Origin of the sequence: Sphingobacterium sp. MYb388 (assembly GCF_037479535.1) — a bacterium.
GTDB lineage: Bacteria > Bacteroidota > Bacteroidia > Sphingobacteriales > Sphingobacteriaceae > Sphingobacterium > Sphingobacterium anhuiense.
This window is the reverse complement of sequence record NZ_JBBGYV010000003.1, coordinates 206,958-229,749: the sequence shown is the minus strand read 5'-3', so window position 1 is coordinate 229,749 and position 22,792 is coordinate 206,958. Positions and strand designations below refer to the sequence as shown.

Annotated in this window: 18 protein-coding genes and 1 pseudogene; 3 read left to right on the top strand and 16 right to left on the bottom strand. The window is 36.2% G+C overall.

The window, feature by feature from the left end:
• Positions 1-116: 116 nt before the first annotated feature.
• Together WH188_RS11565 and WH188_RS11560 are read right to left on the bottom strand one after the other, a co-directional pair.
• Complete coding sequence (locus WH188_RS11565; protein ID WP_339423985.1) at positions 117-407, bottom strand: helix-turn-helix domain-containing protein; 291 nt, start codon at positions 405-407, stop codon at positions 117-119.
• A 233-nt stretch (positions 408-640) separates the two neighbouring features.
• Complete coding sequence (locus WH188_RS11560; RefSeq protein WP_339423984.1) at positions 641-1,867, bottom strand: hypothetical protein; 1,227 nt, start codon at positions 1,865-1,867, stop codon at positions 641-643.
• Between the two features lie 179 nt (positions 1,868-2,046).
• On the opposite strand from WH188_RS11560, the gene WH188_RS11555 reads away from it, so the two are divergent.
• The gene (locus WH188_RS11555) at positions 2,047-2,178 is read left to right on the top strand and encodes a hypothetical protein (protein ID WP_339423983.1); all 132 of its coding nucleotides are present in this window, start codon (positions 2,047-2,049) and stop codon (positions 2,176-2,178) included.
• 178 nt (positions 2,179-2,356) lie between these two features.
• Here the strand turns inward: WH188_RS11555 and WH188_RS11550 are convergent, their stop codons facing one another.
• The 3 genes from WH188_RS11550 to WH188_RS11540 form a co-directional block, all read right to left on the bottom strand.
• Positions 2,357-3,595 (bottom strand): hypothetical protein, encoded by a 1,239-nt coding sequence (locus tag WH188_RS11550; RefSeq protein WP_339423982.1) that lies wholly within the window; start codon positions 3,593-3,595, stop codon positions 2,357-2,359.
• A gap of 40 nt (positions 3,596-3,635) precedes the next feature.
• The gene (locus tag WH188_RS11545; RefSeq protein ID WP_339423981.1) at positions 3,636-6,086 is read right to left on the bottom strand and encodes a TonB-dependent receptor; all 2,451 of its coding nucleotides are present in this window, start codon (positions 6,084-6,086) and stop codon (positions 3,636-3,638) included.
• Between the two features lie 275 nt (positions 6,087-6,361).
• Entirely contained in the window at positions 6,362-6,895 is a 534-nt protein-coding gene (locus tag WH188_RS11540) for a sigma-70 family RNA polymerase sigma factor (RefSeq protein WP_021192159.1), read from the bottom strand.
• A 1,293-nt stretch (positions 6,896-8,188) separates the two neighbouring features.
• Between WH188_RS11540 and WH188_RS26335 the strand changes: the two are divergent.
• Positions 8,189-8,263 (top strand): annotated as a pseudogene (locus tag WH188_RS26335) (IS3 family transposase); the annotation flags it as partial.
• Between the two features lie 109 nt (positions 8,264-8,372).
• Here WH188_RS26335 and WH188_RS11535 read toward each other — a convergent pair.
• Together WH188_RS11535 and WH188_RS11530 are read right to left on the bottom strand one after the other, a co-directional pair.
• Entirely contained in the window at positions 8,373-9,890 is a 1,518-nt protein-coding gene (locus WH188_RS11535) for a hypothetical protein (RefSeq protein WP_339423980.1), read from the bottom strand.
• Between the two features lie 33 nt (positions 9,891-9,923).
• Positions 9,924-10,097, bottom strand: a complete 174-nt coding sequence (locus WH188_RS11530; protein ID WP_339423979.1) for a hypothetical protein — start codon at positions 10,095-10,097, stop codon at positions 9,924-9,926.
• Positions 10,098-10,386: 289 nt separating this feature from the next.
• Between WH188_RS11530 and WH188_RS11525 the strand changes: the two genes are divergently transcribed.
• Complete coding sequence (locus tag WH188_RS11525; protein ID WP_339423978.1) at positions 10,387-11,013, top strand: response regulator transcription factor; 627 nt, start codon at positions 10,387-10,389, stop codon at positions 11,011-11,013.
• A 19-nt stretch (positions 11,014-11,032) separates the two neighbouring features.
• On the opposite strand, the gene WH188_RS11520 is transcribed toward WH188_RS11525, so the two are convergent.
• The 9 genes from WH188_RS11520 to WH188_RS11480 all read right to left on the bottom strand — a co-directional run bounded on the left by WH188_RS11520 (position 11,033) and on the right by WH188_RS11480 (position 22,789).
• Positions 11,033-12,958 (bottom strand): tetratricopeptide repeat-containing sensor histidine kinase, encoded by a 1,926-nt coding sequence (locus tag WH188_RS11520; protein ID WP_339423977.1) that lies wholly within the window; start codon positions 12,956-12,958, stop codon positions 11,033-11,035.
• Positions 12,959-13,213: 255 nt separating this feature from the next.
• Positions 13,214-13,681 (bottom strand): GNAT family N-acetyltransferase, encoded by a 468-nt coding sequence (locus WH188_RS11515; protein ID WP_339423976.1) that lies wholly within the window; start codon positions 13,679-13,681, stop codon positions 13,214-13,216.
• A gap of 279 nt (positions 13,682-13,960) precedes the next feature.
• The gene (locus WH188_RS11510; RefSeq protein ID WP_339423975.1) at positions 13,961-15,082 is read right to left on the bottom strand and encodes a glycoside hydrolase family 26 protein; all 1,122 of its coding nucleotides are present in this window, start codon (positions 15,080-15,082) and stop codon (positions 13,961-13,963) included.
• The gene (locus WH188_RS11505) at positions 15,079-16,212 is read right to left on the bottom strand and encodes a glycoside hydrolase family 26 protein (protein WP_339423974.1); all 1,134 of its coding nucleotides are present in this window, start codon (positions 16,210-16,212) and stop codon (positions 15,079-15,081) included. The genes WH188_RS11510 and WH188_RS11505 overlap by 4 nt, the downstream gene beginning before the upstream one ends.
• A complete protein-coding gene (locus tag WH188_RS11500) occupies positions 16,209-17,378 on the bottom strand; it encodes an AGE family epimerase/isomerase (protein ID WP_339423973.1) in 1,170 nt (389 codons plus the stop codon). Before WH188_RS11500 ends, WH188_RS11505 begins: the two co-directional genes overlap by 4 nt.
• Positions 17,379-17,393: 15 nt before the next feature.
• Positions 17,394-18,791: an MFS transporter gene (locus tag WH188_RS11495; RefSeq protein ID WP_339423972.1), complete on the bottom strand. Its 1,398-nt coding sequence runs from the start codon at positions 18,789-18,791 to the stop codon at positions 17,394-17,396.
• Positions 18,792-18,819: 28 nt separating this feature from the next.
• Positions 18,820-19,989, bottom strand: a complete 1,170-nt coding sequence (locus tag WH188_RS11490; protein WP_339424107.1) for a glycoside hydrolase family 130 protein — start codon at positions 19,987-19,989, stop codon at positions 18,820-18,822.
• Positions 19,990-20,021: 32 nt separating this feature from the next.
• Positions 20,022-21,842, bottom strand: coding sequence for an acetylxylan esterase (locus WH188_RS11485; protein WP_132769776.1), 1,821 nt, complete (start codon positions 21,840-21,842; stop codon positions 20,022-20,024).
• Positions 21,800-22,789, bottom strand: a complete 990-nt coding sequence (locus WH188_RS11480; protein WP_339423971.1) for a glycoside hydrolase family 5 protein — start codon at positions 22,787-22,789, stop codon at positions 21,800-21,802. The genes WH188_RS11485 and WH188_RS11480 overlap by 43 nt, the downstream gene beginning before the upstream one ends.
• Positions 22,790-22,792 lie beyond the last annotated feature (3 nt).

Here is a 22,792-nt window from a genome sequence, read left to right as displayed (position 1 = left end):
GCATTTTCCTAAATCCCCTTTGTCTTAACCCCAATATTTAGTCATTTAAACTTGTGTTTTAAATGCACTACTCATCAATTCTTTTTCTGCTCTTGATATTTATTTTGTGCCATTGTCTACTTTAATAATTCGAGATCTTGCAATTTTCTTCCTAAATCATCGTCTGATGCTAATTGCAAGACATCATCTTGTAAACCTAATACTCGGAGCACATTTAAATACGCACCAAATGCGACACTTGTATCTCCTTTTTCAATAAGGTATAAAGTTGAGCGCGCAATTCCAGCCCGCTCTGCAACTTGAATAGTTGTTAGTTTGCGACGCTTTCTTGCCAGTTTTATATTTTCGCCTACTTGCTCCATAAGTTTGGCTAACTTAGGAAAAACGACTTGTTTCTTGGTACTCATACCTCAATATTGTTTGATATTATAGACAAATTTAATAAATTTGATTGAAATAACAAACATTTATCACGTAATTAGATCCACAACAATCCGATCTTGGGGCAGTGGCGAAGTAAGGAAAAAGTCCACCTTGTCTAATTACTAAATACTAATATCCGGAAAGCTATTTAGCAAAATGGCGTAATCAGGACTGTTACGATTTCATGAGCAAGCCTGATTTAGGAAAAATAGTAATTTTAATATTCATCTTGATCTCCTGCAATAGACAAATATTTAGATATAAAATCTGCATTTTTAATTTGTTTATTTGTGCGATCAAAGAATTTAGCATATTCAAATAAGGAGGCACAACCTGCCTCTTTGAAAATAGCAAACAGCTTCTCATTCCCTTCAATATCATAATTAATAAAGGCCTCCATAGTATCTATTTTCAAATATTGCGCATCAATTTTATTTATTGCCGTAAGCTCTTTCAGTTTTTCGCCCTCGGGCGTTCCTTCGTTTGTCAATAATAAAAATGTGCGCACAATCCATTTGTCGAGATGATGAGTAACCACAAAATAACCGATCTTATGTCTCCCAGCATAATATGCTAATAGGATATGTGAATTGCGCACGACGGTAGTATGATTTTGCGCAAAAACCAATATGTGGCCTAGATGAATAAAAGCAAGCCCCATGGAAGAAAGACTCCGCTCTTGGTAACGTCTTAGAGCATGGTGTTGTATATAGATAGGTAACTTTTCTTGTGTTTCAAAATTCTCAAGGCCTAACTGTTCTGCAGATATCAAGGCTAATTTATTCCAATCAGTACCATTTGGTGGTAGATAGCCTAGTCGCGAGATGGGGCGAATGGCATGATCTATTTCCTCTGAAGCAAGTTGATGCGGAACTCTACATAACTGCAACACATTACTACCGCCCGGTTTAATAGTACGTAATTCTGAAAGAATAAATTGAACTGATCCTTTGTAAAAATCAAAGTACTCATAATTGTAAAAATTCAGATTTGAATAGACCTCCGAAACATTTCTGTTGTACCATTCGCCTTCAAAATAAGGTTTCAATAAAGCTTTAATATCTGTTTCTTTTTTATATTCATTTTCAGGCAGAAAATTAAATACCTGAATAAGAAGTAAGACTTCTGTAAAGAAACTAGCATAACTGATTGATTCACCAGTCATCGTTTTCAGTTGAAATGTCTTTAGTCTGTTATTAAAATCTTCTTTATATTTTTTACGCTCTTTTTCATCAACGATGATTGTATGATCCACTACAATTTTCACCGTAGGATATCTTACATTATAACATTTAAGCAAAGTTGTTTTTGGAATCTTTTCAAAATACCCAGCCCCTATCAATTTTTCCAAGGCTATTCGTAATCTTTCAAAAAAGGCCTTTTGAGCCAAAATTTCATTTCCTGCGGGTGATACATACTTTTTAGATACTTTCCTTCTAGCCATTTAAATATAGTTTACTTGAAAATTCGATTAAATAGGTGAGCTTACTGTCTCAAAATATAAGGAGGTTTATTTTTAAATTTTAATATAGTGAAAGAATATTATATAAAAAAATTAATTAATGAAACTCAGAATTTATGTTTTTACCTAACCATGAAGAATGGAGAATTTGAAGTCGTAAAATGCGACCTCAAGTTGTGGAGGAAGAAGATCTGCACCAACAATTCTACTGTGATGGTGATCATCCAGAAATGGATAGTCATGCATACGCAAAAGAACACTTTAAAAGCACAATAGCTTTAAGAATTACATAAACAACAAGAGCCGCTTCAATTTGAAACGGCTCTTATTGTTTAAATGATCTTTAATTTGTTGCTAATAACATAATTATCATTCACGCTTTTCATTTTTCAACTGTTTAAGCTAGAAAACCTAGTTTATATTCCATAACACTAAGAGTAATGAAATATAACAAAGAAAATTATAGCGGTCTTAATATTTAACCACACCATAAGCAGAAGTAATTCCCCCTTTGATTTGAATACCTCTTTTAAATTCGTTTTTATCGGTATCATAGCAAGCTATGTACCACTGAGAATCTACAGTTTTCACAAATACATAAGCTTTACCACCATCGACTAATACGCCATTTGAAGGCACGATCTGAACTTTCCCTAATCCAGAATCATTTAGATTTTTGACCATCACTTTATTATTGATGTCAAAAACATAAGCGCCCAATAATGCTTTACCATCTTTTAAATAGGTGTGCTGATCCGATTGCTGTCCCATATAACCTTCAGAGAATAAGCTATAATTTGATAAATCAAATGCATAATCTGGATCTATTTCTGTAGTACCGGCCTTCATACGCAATAAAGTGTAATACTTTCCTTCACGGATAGTCGTGAAATAATAATTTCCGTTTTCATCGAAAAAGCTCGATTTTGTTTGATACCAGGTACCTGTTGTATGTCCATATTTATCATTAGAAGCAATCTTTTGATTTTGTAAACTTGGATAGTCCGCAGTCAGCACATAAGCGACCTGTTTTGCTGGAGCGGCCCATTCAGGTGTTAGATACAAGAATCCGACATAGATTTTACCATTTTTGATTCCTAAACTTGTTGGAGATAATTGAATCGTTGACTTGTCATAAAATTCATTTGGTTTACCAGCTTTAGCGATTGCAGGAACTTTAAAATTTAATGCCGATTCACCTTTCACAATCATAGTCGCGGTATCGATAATAAATAAACGTTTATCGATAGCTTCTGTAGCAGCATTATATGATGCCGACCAATTGATAAAATTTACACGTCCATCAACAAATGCCGACTTCATCATCCCCAAATAGTTTCCTGGATTAGACACGACAGCATTCCCTTTTTCGACTATATCGCCAGTTGAAACAGAGTATTTAAATACAGCATTACCCTCTGTTATAAAAATATTAGACCCTTCTCTTACCCCGTAAGTTTGATCTATCTTTCCAGTCACGTCAATCCCGAATCCTACAGGAGATACCGATCCTTCTTTCATCAGGTCTTCAACCGGCAAAATATAATCATGTTTTTCTCCCGCAGCTTCCACCTGAATCGTAATACCATATTTTGAAGCTTTAGCTATTTCATCAGGTATTGTATTTGTATTATCAGAAGAGCTTTTACAGGCCGCAAAACTCAAAGCCACACCGGCCATCAGGCATGATTTTTTAAAATAAGTATTCATAAAACGCATATTTGTATAGTATATATTGTTAAAATTTAAATTAAAAGATGGACATTCTTAATTTGGTATAGAATGCACGACCTGCTTTTTGCAGTCCAAAATTATCGTAAAGTCTTTCATCGGTAAAGTTTCTAGCTTCCATAGAAATTCCGTATTTATTATGCTTCCAAGAGTAGGAAAGGATTGCAGAATGAACGTCTTGACTGGGAATATATAGTTTTGTCTCTTGAGATGCCAAATTGTCCCAGCTCATATAAAATTTATGGATATACTGATTCATATAGGTCAATTCAATCCGGGTTCCTTTTCCTAACCAATCATTTTTTCCAATTGAAACATCCAGATTTCCATATAAATAAGGTCTATTTGGCAGTTGTTTGTGCAAGATCGATCCTTCCTTATCAACAGATTCTCCTGTTTGTAATTTCGTTACTATTGCTTTATCATAGCTACCATTCACATTGACCCGAAACAGATCTTTATAGCCGTATTTCGCATCAAACTCGATACCATATAATCTTGCTCCGTCGAGGTTGGAGTATCGATAATAGTTCCCGGCACTGACCATCTGTATATAATTATTGGTATTACGTAAGAAAGTGGTGACATCTACATTGATAAAATGCTGATCATTAAAATATCCGTTATAAAACATGCCTAGATTGACATTATTGGACTCTTCAGGCTTTAGATCAACATTTGGTAATACATATACGACATTTCCGTATAACTGCTCTACGGAAGGTAATTTATATGACTTCTCAAGCGAGGTTTTGATACCTACATCTTTCTTTAAAAGGTATCTTAAGGTCAAGCCACCACTTTTGTAGTCTTTATAGTTATTATACTGGACCACATCGCCTGATATAAGTTTTCCGTCGCTATCGTATTTTCGTTCATCTGCAGTATAGCTATTATCCATCCCATAATATTTAAAGAATACCACAGAACTTAGTTTTTCATCTAACCATTGCCCTTGCCAAGCCAAATTTATCAGGTGTTTGTTTAGACGCTTTGGTCTGCTATTGATTTCTCGATACTCCTCAGTTTTCATCATATCAAAATTCTTTTGCTGATTGGTACTGAGGTTATAGCTCAAATTAATTACTTGCGATTTTTTCTTATTGAGGTTGTAAGAAAAATCTGTCTTTGCAATATAACTTTTATTAATAATCTGATCGTAAGCCTCTTCTTTGAATGTGCCATTGCTTTGCGGTATTCCGGACCAGTAATAGAGATACTTTGCAGTATCACGTACCTCTGTACGACTATCACCATAGCTCGCAAAAACATCAACATAAAGATCCGGAAGAAATAGGCCATTTTTCCGGTACTGTATACTAGGTGTAAGGAATTTATTTTCGGACCATCGACCGCCGTATACCGATTTTATATTTGATCCCATTTGTATTTCCTTATTATTTTCAGAATAGCTTAGGCCAAAAAGTAATCGATCTGCCCATTTCACATTTTCAAATCCAGCCTCCAATTTTCCCATTCCCGAAGTATAGGCATCATGAAAACGGCGGGCTTTATCTACTTTTACCAATTGATTCTGCACAATTCCAGTTTCTTCATCGACAAATGATTTAAAATATCCGTCCAGATTAATACCATATTTGGGATTACTGTACATCATATAATTATTGTCCGAATGGTTAAAAAAAGCATCCGCTTTGACCATCAAGCCCGTTTTGGCATCTCTCATATTTGCGATCAATGATGCTTGGTGTGTATTGAAAGAACCATATCCATAACTGAAATCAAAAAACTGTTTGTTTCTACGTTTTGTGATAATGTTTACAGCACCTCCCAGTACGTCTGTAGGTAAATAGGCTGGCACAACACCTTTATAAACTTCAATACGGTCAACTAAGTTGACCGGAATATTATTCAAGGTCATGGAGCTTCCATAATTTTCCATGGGCACCTCATCAATAAATATTTTCGCATCCAGACCATTAATTTTAAACGAGAAATCCGATCCCATTCCACCATTTTCACGAATAGTTACTCCAGGAGATCGTCTTAATAATTGGTTCAGATCTGCAACCTTATCTACTTGTGTAGTCAGGTCAATGACATTGACAGCATAGCCCGATTGTTTTATTTCCTGTACCTTTCGCTGGTTTAAGCTTTGTCCAACCACAGAAACCTCCGCGAGTGATTTCTCATCACGGCGCAACTGGAAATCCAAAAAAGAATTTTCATTAGTGGAAAGATTTAAGGTTTTCGTTTCCGAATGGTAACCGACACTTGATACGCGTACATTTAAATTAGAGTTTTTTAATTTTAAGAATTGATAGGATCCATCCACATCACTTGTCGTTCCCTTATCCAATTCCCTTATATAGATAGTTGCCCCAGAGATAGGTTTTCCAAAAGTATCTTTTACGTAACCAGATAGATTAAACGTTTCTATTTTTTGTGCACATAGCAAAAGAGAGATGTGTAAAAAAAATACTGTTAAAAATAATTGTTTAGATTGCATTTACTGTTTTATTATCACTTTAAAAGGTTCTTAATTTTTCAAACCTCCATATTAAAAACACCTCACTCAGTAATCTCATTACTATAATATCAGCATCTAAACTATCTTTTTAGCTGAATTCTTGAATAGCACATTGCATATTCTTGTTCATTATCATAAGAAGAAAAAGGATGTCTGTTGAGGATTACATATGAACATCCATAGTACTAAGTGTAGTTTTAATACAAAATGTCCCGATTTATTTATACTAAATATAAATAAGGAGATTAAAGTGGTTAAAAACCAACTTTTTTAAGGTTTACTCTTACTGATTTTAAACTGATAGAGAGCTTATTACGAATTGTTTTCTCGGAAAGATCCAGAGCAGATGCAATCGCATTATTGTCCAGCCCATCTTTAAATTTAAGTACAAACAGATCTTTACTTTTGGAAGGAAGTTTTGTAATGATTTCATCTAGTCGCTGATGTAAATCTTTATACAGGATGTCTTGATCGGATTCCTGATCACCGATAATATCAACATCACTAAGATTCATATTATCGTCTATATTAAGTCTTTTTTTGATTTCATGGAAAGCAGTATATTTTACTGCCCTTTTGAGATAATTTTCGATATTTTCAATATGTCGTTCACTTCTTTTATCCCACAGGGAGACAAACACATGTTGTACAATATCTTCAGCTAACGATTGATCATGGACAATACAGGTCGCATATGCTAGCACCTGATCCCAATAGCGTTTATAAATCAATTCGAAACATTTCTCATCAATTGATTGACAATCTATTAAATTCTTTTGAACGTCCATATCGTATGATTACTGGACAAATTTAATCTTATTTAGATACAATCCAAATAATAATTTAAAATTTACTTAAACAAATAATGAGCTTAATATCGACCATTTCGAATTGTAAATTAAGAAGATATCAATACCATAATACGCTTTTTTTAAAACTTCATTCTTTTTTTCAAGCTATAAAGATTAGAGAAATCTTCGCTGTTGAAAAAATGCAACAAACAAATGTTGAAACTGCCTATCCATACCGAAATGAAAAAAAGCGATACTTTAGCCTCGAGTTATTAAGCTCGTTTATAATTCCTGCAAAAGCCATAACATCAAAGTAAAAAGTACTTACTATCACCAAGTAAAAACACTGGATTTGATTTTTTCTAATTAGATCTGAAAGATTTATTTTATCTTCATATTAGATTTAATTTAATGTTATCATGTTTATCTGGTTTTGAAGGCTCTTTCATTTTTTTGAGAGAGCTTTTTTATTTTGAAATCTACTAGAAATATTTATTTTTTAGTGTTGCTCTTATGAGCATGCTATCACAAATATATATTGGTTAATAGCGCTAAGATTCCCCTTAGAGCTATTTTTCTCATTATTTTTTGAAATTTTAAAGTCAACTTTTAATTTTAAGAGTCGAATTGTCGAGTTAGTAGCCAAGATAAAACTGCGAAGCACTCTCCGAAGGAAATAGAGGAACCCATCCCTAAAGAAAGGAAAAAGATAGGATTTAATGTTGGTGATAAAGAGGAGTCGTTCATGATAAGTTGATTTGTTATTATTACCGCAATAAGCTGTTGGAGATGAAAGTGAAGGATAAGGTGATTGATAAACGAGAGTAAATTTTCGCTATTTTTACTCTTATTAAATTACGGAAGTTAGGTAGACTTACCTATTACCGTATATACTTTGTAATAATAATTGAACATGCGCTCGGCGAGATCTCCCTTCCTCTTACTGGACTGGAATTCGATATGACACAGCACATACTTCTCGTTCCCATTTTTTAAGAAGTACCTTGACCAGTTTACGCACAAAACGAACGCCCTTACCATTGGGTTCCGGTGGAAACAAAGTCTCAAACTCTTTATCCAAATAATCAAATGGCCTTCTCAGGTCAAACACATCACCGGTATCTGAAAAAGAAAGGCATTAGGCCGAGTATGTCCAGAAAAGGTTGTTACCGAAACAAACCCCTTATTGAGAATTTCATTGGCATCATTAAATCTAAACTGTTCTATCTTAAGAAATACATCGAAATCAATGACCTTAAACAGGATAATAAGAACTACATTTAATACCATAACAACGATCGAATAAAACTCTATCTAAAAGGAATGAGCCCGATAAAATATCGAGCTCATCATATTAATAATTAGATTCTAATTTAGTATAACTTTTGGGAGCAGTGTAATTTTGTATTACAGCCTCCTTATATTATCCTCTTTATAAAAATCCTTTTTTGATGTTTTTTACAACTAAGTAATCTTAATTACTTTTTAAAGACAAAATACCATTAAATCTGTTTGTATCGTAAGATATCATACTGATTTTAACCTCGTTAGTTCCGGACTTAACCCAATTAACAGTGTTAAATTGTGAAGTAACGTTATAGGAATACTCTCGTGAACCATCTAAACGAGATGTATTTCTGCCAGTTTCTCCAGTTACAGCCACAACCTCAAATAGCTCCCCTTGCGCTGTTTTCGAAGCAAATAGTTTTACATTGCCATTACCGTCAACTACTAATTTTACAGTCGGTTTGTTCCAATTCGTGTGCGCCATACTCCATATTGATGATACACCATTAGATCCCCAAACTGAACCATCGGCAAATTTAATATTAGCTGGATAAGCTTTGTTCTGGTAAGCGACTAATTCCCCTGTTTCACGACCCTGAAATTGCATATCATGGTATTCGAACTGATTATCAATACCATTAGATGCGATATCTGCTGTAAATACTTGTTTTCCATTAACTTCTACAGCAAAAGAATTATCTAAATCAGTAATGTCAATTTCGAAGCCATTAGTACTTGAAAGATCTTTTTCGTAAAGTACGATACTTTCACCTGGAGTATGTGTACCTGTAGGAACTTTTATTATTTCATTATCGCTAACGAGATTTATATTTAAATTGTAACGCTCTCCTGGTATAACACGCACGTTAGGTACTGTGATTGTTTTTCCCCCTACGTTTAAAGTCAAATCTCTTGGAGTATTACCTCCTACAATAACTTTACCAGAAGCTGTTGCACCAGCAGCAACCAATGTAAAATTCTGATTACCATCAGATTGAAAGTCAACAGTTGGATTTTCAAATGGCTTGTAATTTATTTTACTTGTTGAAATTGACCCGGTTACTGCAGTTGCAACTGTCGATGGCAATTTAACATTAATGTTGATTTCGCTAAATTGATGAATTAAAGTGGCATTTATTGCAGTTTCTTCGCCAGCTTTGATTTGTAACGTTTTTGTGGTTGCCATAAAAGCACCATCTTTAGCAGATACATCGTAAAATCCTTTTGGTCCCCAGTTAATAGTATTTAAAGTTGTTTCATTTTTTAAACCTCTAGAGTATAATATAACTTCATGAGTTCCTGGAGCTAGATCAATACTTTGATTTGCCCCTCCTACTTGTAGCGTTTTGACTGAAGGGGAATTTCCGTTATAAGTTAGTATTCCGTAATATGTTTCATTTGGCAAGCCCTTTTCTACAGCCGTAGCCATACGATTTGCAGCACGTTTTACAACTGTTGACTGCCTATCAATTCTTTCAAGAGATACGAATGCTTTAATACCACTTCCTAGTTCGATTTCTTGATTTTGAATTTCACTTTTATTGCTTTTTATATCTGCATAATCGGATCCTGATAAGTTAATTTTTAATCGACCTTTACCTGCCTCTATTGCTGTACTATCTGGTGAAATTGTTTGATTGTCTTTCTGGCAAGAATTTAAAAAAAATCCTGATAATATTAAAACAACAAAATATTTATATTTCATTTTTTCCTTAATTTAAAAAGTTAGTGATTTTGTTTAGAATGAAAACGTTCTGTTGTCATCATCGCCTTCTTCGTATTCTTCTTGAAGTGAGGGTGCAGAACCTGCGGCAATTCCTTGTTCCATTTCTATTTGCTCTACCTTTAAACAAGGTGCTTCATAAAACTTCCCGCCCTTACTAGTTATAAAATGTTTTTTCTCTGTTTTCATTGTTTTTTTATATAAAAAATATTTTTTTTCTAAAATTTGAGGTCAACTATAGTCAGTTTTAACAAGCTGACTAATCAAGATAAAATGTATTAATGTTGCAAAATAAATAGTTTTAAAATTGCACTTCGCTATGTAAACAGATTTATAGCATATTTACGCTATAAAATAGCATAGAATAACATAAACATGTTACATCCAACAAAAAAATATAATTATTTCAAGTCTTTTTAAAAAAGCATATTGAAACATATGTATATTTGATCTACCCATAAATGCTACTGTTTCATATATGAAAGTATTAACCCACGCCGTAATTCTAGATGACCATCGGCTCTTTGCTGATTCTTTTTCCTTATTACTAAAAAAGGAATGTGATATTGACTTGATTCAGTCATTTGATGCCTCGAAGGATTTTTTTTCATTTTTACGTACTTTTGGAAGAAATAAGATCTATGTTTTTTTAGACTATTATTTTCCTAATGAAAATGGACTTTCATTATTAACAGAAATAAGAAGGATCAATGAATTGGCTAAAGTTATAGTAGTTACTGGTGCTATTGCTCCCTCTGTCATAAAAAGTATACTACAATATCGGCCTGATGGTATGCTTAGTAAAGCATGTCAAATTCACCATGTAATGGATTGCATTACCGCTATAAATCAAGGACGAAATTATATTATTCCTGAATTTAAACAAATGAAACCCATCGACATAGAAAATACACAAATATTTACAGCGAGAGAACTAGAGATGCTAAAATACTTTTCTCAAGGTCATAGTGTTGCTGAAACAGCATCTCTAACGTTTTTAAGCCCGCATACTGTAGTTGCACACCGCCGCAAAATGATGGCAAAAACAAATTGCCAGACGATTACCCAGATGCTAAGGTATGCACGAGATCATGAATTAATTTAAGAAATTTCACCAATAAATTTTATGCAAGATCTATTTCAAACCAAAAAGTAGTTCCCTTTCCTTGCTGGCTTTCTACCATTAACTTACTATTCTCCAATTGAAGATAGTGCATGCATATTTGGATTCCAAGGCCAGATCCATTTTCATGGTTTGTCCCAGATCGTCGTATTTCACTTGGTACAGTAAATATGTCTTCTAAGATTTCTTCAGACATTCCTATTCCTGTATCCTGTATACAAATCCTGATACGGCCATTGGTTGTTGCGGGGCTAGTATATATACAAATAGTATCACCAAGATTGGAAAACTTTATAGCATTATGGACCAAGTTCCGTATAACCGTTGATATAGCTTCCATATCGGCATTTATTATAATATCGCTCGCATTTTCTATTTTTAATTGAATCTTTTTATCATCTGCTTTACGTCGATATATTTCGAGAAGAGGATGTAGAAGATCTTCTAATCGGAAGTGGATTTTTTGTGATAATGTATAATTGAGTTGAAGTTTGACCCACAGTAGCAGATCATCCAGTAAGAGTATTAGTTTACTTAACTCATGGTGACAAGAAGACATTAATTGTTGTATATCCCTAGACGATAAATGCTTATTTTCAAATAAGTATAGTACATTTTGCAGGCTAGCTATAGGATGCCGTACATCATGTGCTACCAATGACAATAACTGTTCTTTAAAATGATTTGAGGTTTCGAGTATCGTATTCTGCTCCTCGAAAAAATCGTTAGTTTCCTTCAATATTTTATTTATTCTCCTTTTTTGCCTGATGTTGCTTGCAAAAAGTAGAGCAATAACAATAAGAACGAATATCAGGACCACAGCACTGTATATCACCAGATTTTTTCTTTTCAATTGCATATCGTGCACGAAGATAGCCTGCTTTTGATCTTCTTGATATCGATATTTCTCCTCCATCCTAACTAAGGCATCTTTATTTTGTCGGCTGTTGAGGCTGTCGGATGCTAAAGTAGCTTTTTTAAAATAGTCCAAAGCAGCGTAATAGTCACCACTTTCTTCATACAACTTACTAAGCTGTTCAGCTGCCGTATTCATGTAATAAAATTGCTGCTGTTTACTTGCTAATTTATAATTTTCATTGGCATAATTGGAAGCTGCGGTTCTATCTCCTAATACGAGGTAACATGCTACTAAATTATCTAAAAGTCTAAGATATTCTGTTCCTTCTCCGGTCTCATGAAATATTTTTTTTGATTTAAAAAGATAAGATAATGCCTCTTTTATATTTCCTTGCTCTAAATAGAAAGCACCTAATGATTGAAGTGCATTTCCAACTCCTTTTTTATTTTGCTGTTTTTCTGCTAGCATCAGAGATTGTACATATAACGCTTTAGCTTTTTCAAAATTCTTTTTTTTAAGATAAAGATGAGCCATATTGCCCAAAATAAAAGTCGAGCGGGTGGTATCGCCAGCAGCTTCGTAAATATTCAAACTTTTTTGATAATACTGAATAGCTTGTTCACTTTTAGATTGATAATGATATACCATCCCAATATTATGGTTAGCATGTGCAACCGTCTTGAATTGATTATTTTCTTCAGCAAGAGCAAGGGATTTATAGAGATTTTTCAATGCTTCATTATGGGCACCGAGTGCAAGGTAGGGCATTGACAGGTTGCTGAGCATACGTGCAATATAACTTTTGTCATTCAGAGAATCTGCAATTGCAATTGCGATGTTGTACGATTTGATAGATTTATTATAATCTCCCTTTTCGTAATAACCAATTCCTAAATTTCCTAATGCACGCATTTCTCCTGCTTTGTATAAATTCCGTTTACTAATTTCGAAAGCTTGATTGGCTAAGATAATCGTTGAATCTGGTTTAGAAGACCATAATGATAATGATCTCTCATTCAGTTGGTTTATCAAATTACTATCGGGTTCAGAGATAACTTGTTCCGCCATAACATTACCAGTTAAAAAGTAATTCATGACTAAACATAATATAGCTAAACGATGTTGTTTTAATTCTGAGAGAAAGAAGTCACACATAGTGATAAGTGAAATAATCTACTTGGATTATTTTTGGTGATTTAATTTGTTAAAAATTGTATGCTGCTCCGAATTTCCAGGAGAGGTATTTAGTCAAAATAGATACAAAGTATAGTTTTTGTATCAATATCGGCTGTAAATCGTCCCAGTCTTTAAGTATTTATATGGTTAAATTAGATTTAATTCCATAATAATATCAACGCGAGAGTAATGTGGAGCATGCTCTGCCAAAGAAATTTTTTTAAATCCAAACTTTTCATATAAATGAATGGAAGATCCTAATTTAGTATTACCCTCCAAAAACAATGTAGGAATATTTCTAATTTTTGCCCCAGAAATACAATGTTCAAGAATTAATTTTCCAATACCCATACCTTGATACTGTTCATCAACAGCAAATTTACATAGTTCATAACGGATATCAGTGATCTTTTTTACGGCACAGACTCCAACAGGAATATGATCATATAAACAAACTATGATAAATCCTCCGTGATCGATAATCTCCTGAGGGCTATTTAAAGTCTCTATATCCTGCAGTTCAATGGTGAAATATTTTTTTATCCACCTTTCATTCAACTCTTTAAATACAGGAGCGTAATTAGACTTATAATCAACAATTTTAAGCAAATTCATTTTTTATATTTAAGAAAAGGAAGTTATTCAAACTTACAATAAAGGCCTACTTTATTCAAAAAATTGAAAAAAAACTTTTCCTATTTTTTTTATTCGTGCATTAGGTTCTAGCTGTACATACCGTCCAGAAAAAAGTAAAGCACGCTATTAAGGTCAACTACATTTAATCTAAGCTTACTTTGATTAAACCTAAAAAGGTTCTACACATGGTGCACTACAGTCCAAAATTTCATAAAATGGCGCAAAGCAGACAATAAAATGATCGCACCTGGTCACCATCTATTTGACTAAGAATACATCTTTTTTATTCACAAATTTCTTGAAATCTATCGAAGCGGGATGGCCCTTAAACGGAATATAATAGTGTTCAGGTTTGTCCGCTTCATAGGCATTTCTCCAAAATAATATCCATGCTAACTCTTTTCCCTTTACCAGAGGATAAACCACTTCTGTAAAATAAGTGGGATCTTTCACTGACTCCAGACCAGTTTCGCCGATCGTTGGGATCTTACCTGATTTCTTTGCATAGCCCGTTATTATTTCAATATTTTTAGCCATTGCTATCTTATAATTTGCAATATCATCAGACGTTCCTTTGCCAGGCACATAACAGTCGAAGGCAACAAGATCAACATAATCATCTCCAGGATACCTTTCTAGAAAATGTGCTTCATTTTCGGTTTCCGAAGGAGAATAACAGTACAGTACATGATGGATATCATGGTGCTTTTGAAAATAATCCACAGTCATTCTCCATAAATTCTTGTATTCATCGGGAGAGCATTGTTTTGCTCCCCACCAAAACCATGCGCCGGTATGTTCGTGATAGGGCCTAAGTACAACCGGAATTAACTTTTGATCATGATCTTTAAGATTCAACAGAAAATCGGCCACCTTATCCAGCCATCCTAAATATTCACGGTGGTGCACACCATTAGGTAAAATCGATCTTACTACAGTATCCTGGCCACAATCCCACGCATTATTACCCGTAGCAATATTGTTTCCGTGCCAGCTCAGCGTTGTAATACCTCCACGTTGATATGTATTTTGAATATAGTTGCTCATATCATCGAAATATACTGAATCCAAATTATAAGCTTTCCCGAGTTCCACATCCCCAATTTCCCAGCCGACAACTTTTGGATATTTTCCTGTTACTGTCTTCACATCACTGTTTCCTTTTACTTTATACCAGCCATGTCCGTAGGCTAGGGCATCTTGATGCCCTACAGCAATACCTTTAATGCGTTGTTGGTTGATCATATCGTAAAGGTCCTGAGTTTCTTTGGTTGCCTTTGGGTCTGCTGGTTTTTGGCCCCATGCATCCATGCTTACAGCCATAAAAGCAAAGCAGACCACTATTTCAGTGAAATGGAATAACTTCTTTTTTATTTTCATCTTTTTGTGGGAATATAGATTAATGGAAGATCATTCAAAAGTATCATATCTTTGGATTTGCAAAATACGCCAAAATCATGAGCTGCCGGATGCTCTGTCGTCGGCACATAATAGTGCGTAGGTATATCATGAGCATTGCGCCACAACATACAATACGCTAGAGGCCACTTTTTCAAAATGGGATGCAATACATTTGTAAACCACGTTGGATCTGTAATTTGTTCCAAACCTACCTCAGTAAGTGCGGCCAGTTTATTTTTTTCAAGAGCAATAGTGGAAACAATACCTAACTTTTTCATTGCCGCAATAGGATCATTCGCACCATCAGGACGAAAATCCCAATAATTATCCATACCCAAGATATCTACATAATCATCACCTGGGTACTGCTCAAGATAAGCCTCCTCACTTTGAAAACGACAATCTGGGGAAAATGCATACAGCAGTTGATGGACATCAAGATCATTCTTTAAATAATCAACCGTATATCGCCACAGTTGAATAAATTCAGATGCAGAAGCATGCCCCCTACCCCACCAGAACCAATCGCCATCAAATTCATGGAAAGGTCTAAAAATAATGGGAATTGCCTCTCCCTTGCTACCTGTACAACGTCTTAGAAAATCGCGCATGAGTTGAAGGTAATGTTGATACTTCCGATTGGCACTTCCGCCAGGCAACATCTCCCGTACTGCGATTTGTGGATTTTCTTTCCATTCATATGATCCATCGTTTATCGGATTGGACATATGCCAAGAGAAGGTAATAATACCACCTCTTTGATACATATCTTTTACTGCGTTCACTAATTTGTCCGTTTCAGTCTTTCTATAATTGCTATCCGAATGCGTTAACACCTGAAAATCAAGACCCAGTAAAGCCGGGTGGCTTCCAGCAACATCCTTTATATCACTACGGTCTTTTTCTCCTTGCCACGACCTGCCATAAAGAAGGGCATCCTGCTGGCCTAAGATCACAGCGCGTTGAGATTGTATCTTTATTAGATTGTTGTATAGCGCAACAGTTTCGATTGTTGCCATGGAATCAATCGGTAATATAGTCTTTGCTGCAACCAGATTAACCGTTTGCATGATTAATAATGCGAACCATGTTACAATTTGTTTTATCATATGTTATCAAAGTTTTCAAGCATCTCAAGGCACATACGCCCATTATGATAAGGACATTTCCAAAAACCAGCTTTATCTTCCTTTCTGTTTATATCACCATTCTCCAGCCTACTCCAATACCATTCACCTTCATGTTTATCAACTAAATTATGCTGAATATAATTCCAGACAGCAGCAGCCTTATTCTGATAAGACGTGTTGTTCAACAGTCTTCCTAAATACGACAGACCTACTACCGCTTCTGCCTGTACCCACCAATGCCTTTCGCGGTCCCAATGGTTATCTTTTTTTTCATAAGCCATACTACCATCGGATAACAGTCCTTCCATGGCAGCATTTGCAATACTGGGCACAACCGATCTAATCTGATCCTCCAACATAGCATCGCCCAGGACCTGTGCTGCCTCCAACAGCAACCAGGCCGCCTCGATATCATGCCCGAAAGATTGAATATCTCCTTGAACATGCCAATCTGCATCAAAGAACAATTGTAGATGCCCTGTCTCAGCATTATATATACGATCAATAAATAAGGAGATCAATTCTTTTTGTGCTTTTTTAAGAGACTCATCATCCCATATCCTGAGCAGGTTCGTGTAAGGTTCCAAAATATGGAGGTGGGTATTCATAGTCTTGGCTTCATTCTGATCCTTATCGCTCAATCTCATATCTGCAATTGGTTGCCAGTCTTCCGTAAAAGCCTCCCAATAGCCCCCTAAAATAGTATCCTTACATGCTTCGATTTGATAAAAAAATTCTTTTGCATATGCCAGCGCCATTGGTGTTCCTGTAGCTCGATAATATTCGGCAAATGCATACAGAGCAAATCCCTGTGCATAGGTCTGTTTTTTTGGATTAACAGGATTACCAAGGTAATCGAGTTCCCAAAATACCCCCCCGTACACGCGATCGATAAAATAATCTCTAAAGTATAAATAAGCCCTATCAGCCATTTTACGGTAACAATCTTTTCCAAATAGTCGGTAAGCTGCCGAATATGTCCACAATATGCGCGCATGCATTACTGCTCCTTTGTTAGCTTTTTTATGCGCTTTATTGTTTCCGTCAATCTGCCCATAAAAACCACCATGCTCTTCATCTACCATATTTTTCATCCAGTATGGGAGAATATTATTTTCCAGTTCTTCTTTAAACCCTTTCATCATTTTCTTCAGACCAATTTAATTTCTACGTTTATCCAATTCGACAGATATAGCCTGCATTTTTTGTTCGTTCAATGGATAAAAACTAATGAATATGATTGATAATACTGTGCCCACTGCGGGAAAAAAACTTAAAAACATCTTAATTCCACTTATTGTCTCTTGCGACTGTAGCTGATTTGCCTGAAAACCGTAGTATCCGAGCAACCATCCTGTTATCGCGGTACCAAAAGCCCAGCCCAACTTTTGACTCATAGAAGAGGAACTAAAAATTAAACCGGTAGCTCTGTTGCCGGTTTTAAATTCCGAATAATCGACGCAATCTGCATACATAGACCAGAGTAATGGAAACACAGCCCCCGCACATATACTGATCAATACTTGCAACGAAAAAATTCCCCATAAATAATCTTTATCCATCCAATAGAAAAGTATACTTCCTAAAGTTGCGATCAGCATCGTCAGCATAAAAGTATTTTTCTTGCCGATAAAATTGCTCAAAGGTGCGGCAATGATTACACCAACGATATTGGCGAGCTGTCCCAATGCCAGATACAATCCACTCAGTACAAAAGGTACATTGACTAGCATAATTTTACCATAATGCTCTTCATCTATATAGTATTTGAAATAGTAAAGTGCCGCTCCGTCTCGTACCGAATTGAATATCAGAGTAGAAAGTCCTGCGCCCAACAGGACCCACCATGGGCCGTTATTAAAAAGTTCTTTTACATCCTTTTTTAAGCTGGAATTTGATTCCTTTGCAGGCTGCACACGCTCCTTTGTCCAAGCAAAGCATAGTAAAAAAAGAACAATACAACATATGGCTATAACAGCCGCAGCCATAACCCATCCGTGCCTCTGTGCCTCGATATCATTACTATGGCCGCTAAAGTAATTGACCATAGGATTGAAAAGCAATAGGGTCACAAAACTACCGATGTAGGCAAAACTCATTCTAAAAGTAGCCAATATGCTTCTCGTTTTTGGTGAAGCACTCATTACACCCAAAAGAGCAGCATATGGCACATTGATAGCCGAATAGACCATCATCATTAGTGAGTATGTTAAATAAGCATAAATTAACTTTCCCTCTTCACCAAATGAAGGGGTGTAAAACGTAAAAACACCGAGTACTCCGAATGGAACCGCTACATATAAAATATAAGGTCTAAACTTACCCCATTTAGAATTTGTACGGTCAGCAATTATACCGATAATCGGATCGAATAACGAATCCCAGACACGCGTTATCAAAAACATCGTACCGACCAATTTAGCCTCCATACCAAATATATCGGTGTAAAAAAACATCAGGTATATACCAAACAGTTTCCAGAACATAGAAGAGGCGGCATCACCCAGTCCATAACCGATTTTTTCTTTGAGGCTGATATTCTCAGTAGTGATCTTCATTTTCGTCTTACATTAAGTTTTGAGTAATTTAAATTTTTAAATTTTTAGAAATGATATCTTTCAATGTTTCGACAGATTTTTTTGAACGCATACCATCTGGGGCTGTGCTTAGACAGTAGTCCAATAAACGTTCGACAGATGATACTGCAACATGCATGCGTGTATCACTGGATGCATAATAGATAAAAACTTTACCGTCTTCATCTGCAATCCAACCATTCGTGAAAAGAACATTCGAGACATCGCCTATGCGCTCATCACCTCGTGGTGCCATCAGATGACCAGCAGGTTCAGCAATCAACTTTTCTGGCTTTTCTAAATCAGTCAAATATACATACAGAACATAGCGAAGTCCTGCTGCGCAGGCACGAACGCCATGAGCAAGATGCAACCATCCCTTTTCGGTCTTGATGGGTGCTGGCCCCTCCCCATTTTTCAGTTCCTTTATCGTATGATAATAACGATGATTAATAATCGTTTCTTCATCCAAAATAGCATTTTCCATTGAATCGACAAGTCCCCAACCAATTCCACCTCCGCTTCCGGTATCGATAAATCCATCTTGAGGCCTTGTATAGAGGGCATATTTACCATTCACAAATTCCGGATGGAGAACGACGTTACGTTGTTGGCTTTTTGATATTAAATCTGGCAACCTCTCCCATTGTTTCAGATTTTTTGTTCGTACTATCCCAGCGGCGGCAACTGCCGAAGACAGATCTCCAGGAACAGCATTTGGATCTTTACGTTCTGAACAAAAAATACCATAGATCCATCCATCCTCATGTGCTATCAGGCGCATATCATAGACATTGGTATCCGGGTCTGCAGTCTCAGGCAGGTCAATCGGAAAATCCCAAAATTTGAAGTTATCGATTCCATTTGGACTTTCCGCTATGGCAAAAAAAGATTTACGATCATTGCCTTCAACCCGAACCACAAGCAAGTACTTTCCGTTCCATTTGATTGCTCCAGCATTAAAAGTACCGTTTATACCAAAGCGCTCCAGCAAAAATGGATTTGTCACTTCATCCAGATCATAACGCCAGAATAGCGGTGTATGTGCGGCTGTGACCACTGGGTACTCATAACGCTCATAGATTCCATTTCCAGCACTTATTGCTGTATTTTCACGTTGTAATAAGGCATAGTGAGCTGCTTCAACCTCTTCTAGACGTTGCTTAAATAATGTACTCATCATTTTAATAAAATATAATGTTAACTTTTGCTTTAATCTGGTTTTTCCACGGAAAGAATTCGTCTGAATAAATCAAGGCCGGCAACATGAAATTCATTACCAGTACTGTGTCCATATTTTGGAAATGCTATCCAGGATTTTTCTGATTGCACTTGATTGTAAGCTGCAAAGTTGATATGTGGTGGGCATACATGATCCTGCATCCCGATACCCATGATCAATGGTACGCGAATACGTGATGCTAAATTTTTAATATCAAAATAAGACAACGTTTTATACACTTGATCCAAACTGATATCAGTATGTTGTTTCAGATAATTATCTACATCAGATTTTGGCCAAGGAGCAATCTTAAAATAATCTTTATAATCCGACAAAAAAGGAATTCCTATTGCCAGAGCCTTTACTCTCGTATCCAGTGAAGCCGCTACTACCGATAAAGCTCCGCCCTGACTCGATCCACGTACGGCAATACGGTTTGCATCCAACTCAGTTCTGGAACTTACAAAATCAAGTGCTCGCACTACATCCATAAAAGCTCCTTTGTAATAGTATTCATCTTGGCTAAAAATACCATGTGTAAACCAGGTCCCAAAACGGTTTGTCTTTTCATTAAGTGCCTGTCCACGGATAGACAGTACAAAATAAGCGAAGCCATCCCAGCTTTGGTTTGGAAAATAGGGTTTCGAACCATAGCCCATATACTCGACAATAACAGGGTGTTTTCCAGATTTTTTCGGCTTGGCATAGTATCCCATAATCAGCTCATTGTCCAATGAACGCATAGAAACCTGATACATATCATAATCCAATCTTGACTGTTCAGGGAGTAATATCAACTGATAATCTGGCTCTATTGCTGCCAGCGCTTGTTTGTTCGCTTTCCAAAATTCATCAAAATCAGCTCGGGCATCATTCGGAGAACTGATCTTTTCGGGCTCATAGCCAACGTTACATTGTTGTTCCAATTTTTGTCCATTATCCAGCTGCAGGCTCACCTTATATTGATAGAACCCTGGCTTCGGATTTTTTAACCCAAATACACCGGCATTCAACGATCCATTTCCAGGAATAGCGACATTTACCTGCTGTGTATTGACAAGCTGCCCATCATCGGTCGTCAAAGTAATATTTAGATATGCTTTGACAGCCTCCTTTCCTTTATTGACGATAGCCGGCGCTATTGCAATACTGTCAGTTCCGAGAAAGACATAATCATCATCGCGAACATTTACATTCAAGATCAACTTATCAGCAGTGGACGCAGGTTGAACTTTCATGATAGCACCATTTAAAAAGCCTCCTGCGCTGCTCCATCCGTCGAAAAACTTGATTGCTATACTATTTTCTTTATCGAGGTCAAGATATTTGATAGGTACGAAATAGGTACGTTCATGATCAAAATATCCCGCAAAATTGTTAGGAAACTCACCTGTTTTACCGATCAGTGTTCCATTCACATAAACTTCTTCACAAGCGGCAAATTTACCCAGATCAAGCACAACTCCCTCTGCTTTCCTGATGTTACGTTGTGCTTGATTCGAGAACTTCAATGTCTTGCGATACCATCCAAATCCCTGCTGCAGCGATTGGCCCTGCTCTACCAGTGTTTTATTGGATATGACATCCTTCCAGTACTTATCCTGATAGTCCTTCTTACTCCAGTTGCTGTCCAGACCTTCGCCTGCGTGAAATTTCCAATCGGCACCAAAATCAAAAACAGCACTTGTATGCCTCTTTACGTGGCAGCTTTGCAACAGAGAAGTCCCTGCCAATAAGATACCTACTGCAATCCTACTATATATATTCATTATTTCATATTTCTTAAATCCTGCTTTACGAGTTTCCCCCATGTCTTAAGTTGTTCTAAGGACCATCCAGCACTTGGAACATGACTGTTAGCAATCATCGAGCAACTTTCATTTTTATCTGCTATTGACCAGGCAACCCAGCTAATCTTATTTTTTTGTGCCCATTCTTTCCAAAGTTGCCATTCTTCCAAATCAATATCGCCGTCACCATCGGCATTCATACCCGCACATTCGGAGATAAAAATTGGTATGCTCTTGCTAAGTGCATAGTCGGCACGATCGCGCAAAAACTGTTTATGTGTCCCTGCATAAAAATGTACGGTATACATTAAATTATCAAATCCTATTAGAGGGTCATCTGCTACCAGATGAATATCCTGATCCCAATTGGGACAACCTACTAATATGATATTATCAGGATCAATGGCACGAATGGCAGGTATGATCTCTTCGGCATATTTCTTTATCTCTTCCCAGCTTGTATCCATTGGTTCATTATAAATCTCATAGATTATATTTGGATGAGCATGGTACTTTCTGGCCACCGTTTGGAAGAATAATTTAGCTTCACTGGTATGTATATGATGCGCATGCCAATCCACGATTACGTATACCCCATTTGCAATAGCGGCATCAATCACTTCATAAAGTTTTTGCATCGCTACTTCTGGATTTTGCAGATAAGCACCATCGGGTTCAACACCAATAGCAGCACGAACCACCTTAATTTTCCAGTCATCTTTCAACCATGTCACTGTCGCGCTGTCGTAAAAACGTGGCCACCAATTATGCCACCCTAAACTCACTCCATGTAAGGAGATCGTATCGGATTTCGCATCTACAAGTGTCGTTCCTGAAACCCGAAGTTTACCGTGAAGAGATACCATATCATCGCCTGTCTTATTTGATATAACCTGAGCGACATTGCACGAGATACCGCACAGCAATAAGCAAATCCCAATAAAACTACTGATTATATATTTTCGCATAAG

Excerpts from the sequence above, each read along its gene's own strand:
- WH188_RS11550 (WP_339423982.1), bottom strand. The coding sequence starts at position 3,595 with ATGAATACTTATTTTAAAAAATCATGCCTGATGGCCGGTGTGGCTTTG.
- WH188_RS11525 (WP_339423978.1), top strand. The coding sequence starts at position 10,387 with ATGAAAGTATTAACCCACGCCGTAATTCTAGATGACCATCGGCTCTTT.
- WH188_RS11530 (WP_339423979.1), bottom strand. The coding sequence starts at position 10,097 with ATGAAAACAGAGAAAAAACATTTTATAACTAGTAAGGGCGGGAAGTTT.
- WH188_RS11565 (WP_339423985.1), bottom strand. The coding sequence starts at position 407 with ATGAGTACCAAGAAACAAGTCGTTTTTCCTAAGTTAGCCAAACTTATG.
- WH188_RS11485 (WP_132769776.1), bottom strand. The coding sequence starts at position 21,842 with ATGGGGGAAACTCGTAAAGCAGGATTTAAGAAATATGAAATAATGAAT.
- WH188_RS11520 (WP_339423977.1), bottom strand. The coding sequence starts at position 12,958 with ATGGCGGAACAAGTTATCTCTGAACCCGATAGTAATTTGATAAACCAA.
- WH188_RS11490 (WP_339424107.1), bottom strand. The coding sequence starts at position 19,989 with ATGAGTACATTATTTAAGCAACGTCTAGAAGAGGTTGAAGCAGCTCAC.
- WH188_RS11495 (WP_339423972.1), bottom strand. The coding sequence starts at position 18,791 with ATGAAGATCACTACTGAGAATATCAGCCTCAAAGAAAAAATCGGTTAT.
- WH188_RS11555 (WP_339423983.1), top strand. The coding sequence starts at position 2,047 with ATGCGACCTCAAGTTGTGGAGGAAGAAGATCTGCACCAACAATTCTAC.
- WH188_RS11510 (WP_339423975.1), bottom strand. The coding sequence starts at position 15,082 with ATGAAAATAAAAAAGAAGTTATTCCATTTCACTGAAATAGTGGTCTGC.
- WH188_RS11540 (WP_021192159.1), bottom strand. The coding sequence starts at position 6,895 with ATGGACGTTCAAAAGAATTTAATAGATTGTCAATCAATTGATGAGAAA.
- WH188_RS11560 (WP_339423984.1), bottom strand. The coding sequence starts at position 1,867 with ATGGCTAGAAGGAAAGTATCTAAAAAGTATGTATCACCCGCAGGAAAT.
- WH188_RS11500 (WP_339423973.1), bottom strand. The coding sequence starts at position 17,378 with ATGATGAAAGGGTTTAAAGAAGAACTGGAAAATAATATTCTCCCATAC.
- WH188_RS11480 (WP_339423971.1), bottom strand. The coding sequence starts at position 22,789 with ATGCGAAAATATATAATCAGTAGTTTTATTGGGATTTGCTTATTGCTG.
- WH188_RS11545 (WP_339423981.1), bottom strand. The coding sequence starts at position 6,086 with ATGCAATCTAAACAATTATTTTTAACAGTATTTTTTTTACACATCTCT.
- WH188_RS11505 (WP_339423974.1), bottom strand. The coding sequence starts at position 16,212 with ATGATAAAACAAATTGTAACATGGTTCGCATTATTAATCATGCAAACG.
- WH188_RS11535 (WP_339423980.1), bottom strand. The coding sequence starts at position 9,890 with ATGAAATATAAATATTTTGTTGTTTTAATATTATCAGGATTTTTTTTA.
- WH188_RS11515 (WP_339423976.1), bottom strand. The coding sequence starts at position 13,681 with ATGAATTTGCTTAAAATTGTTGATTATAAGTCTAATTACGCTCCTGTA.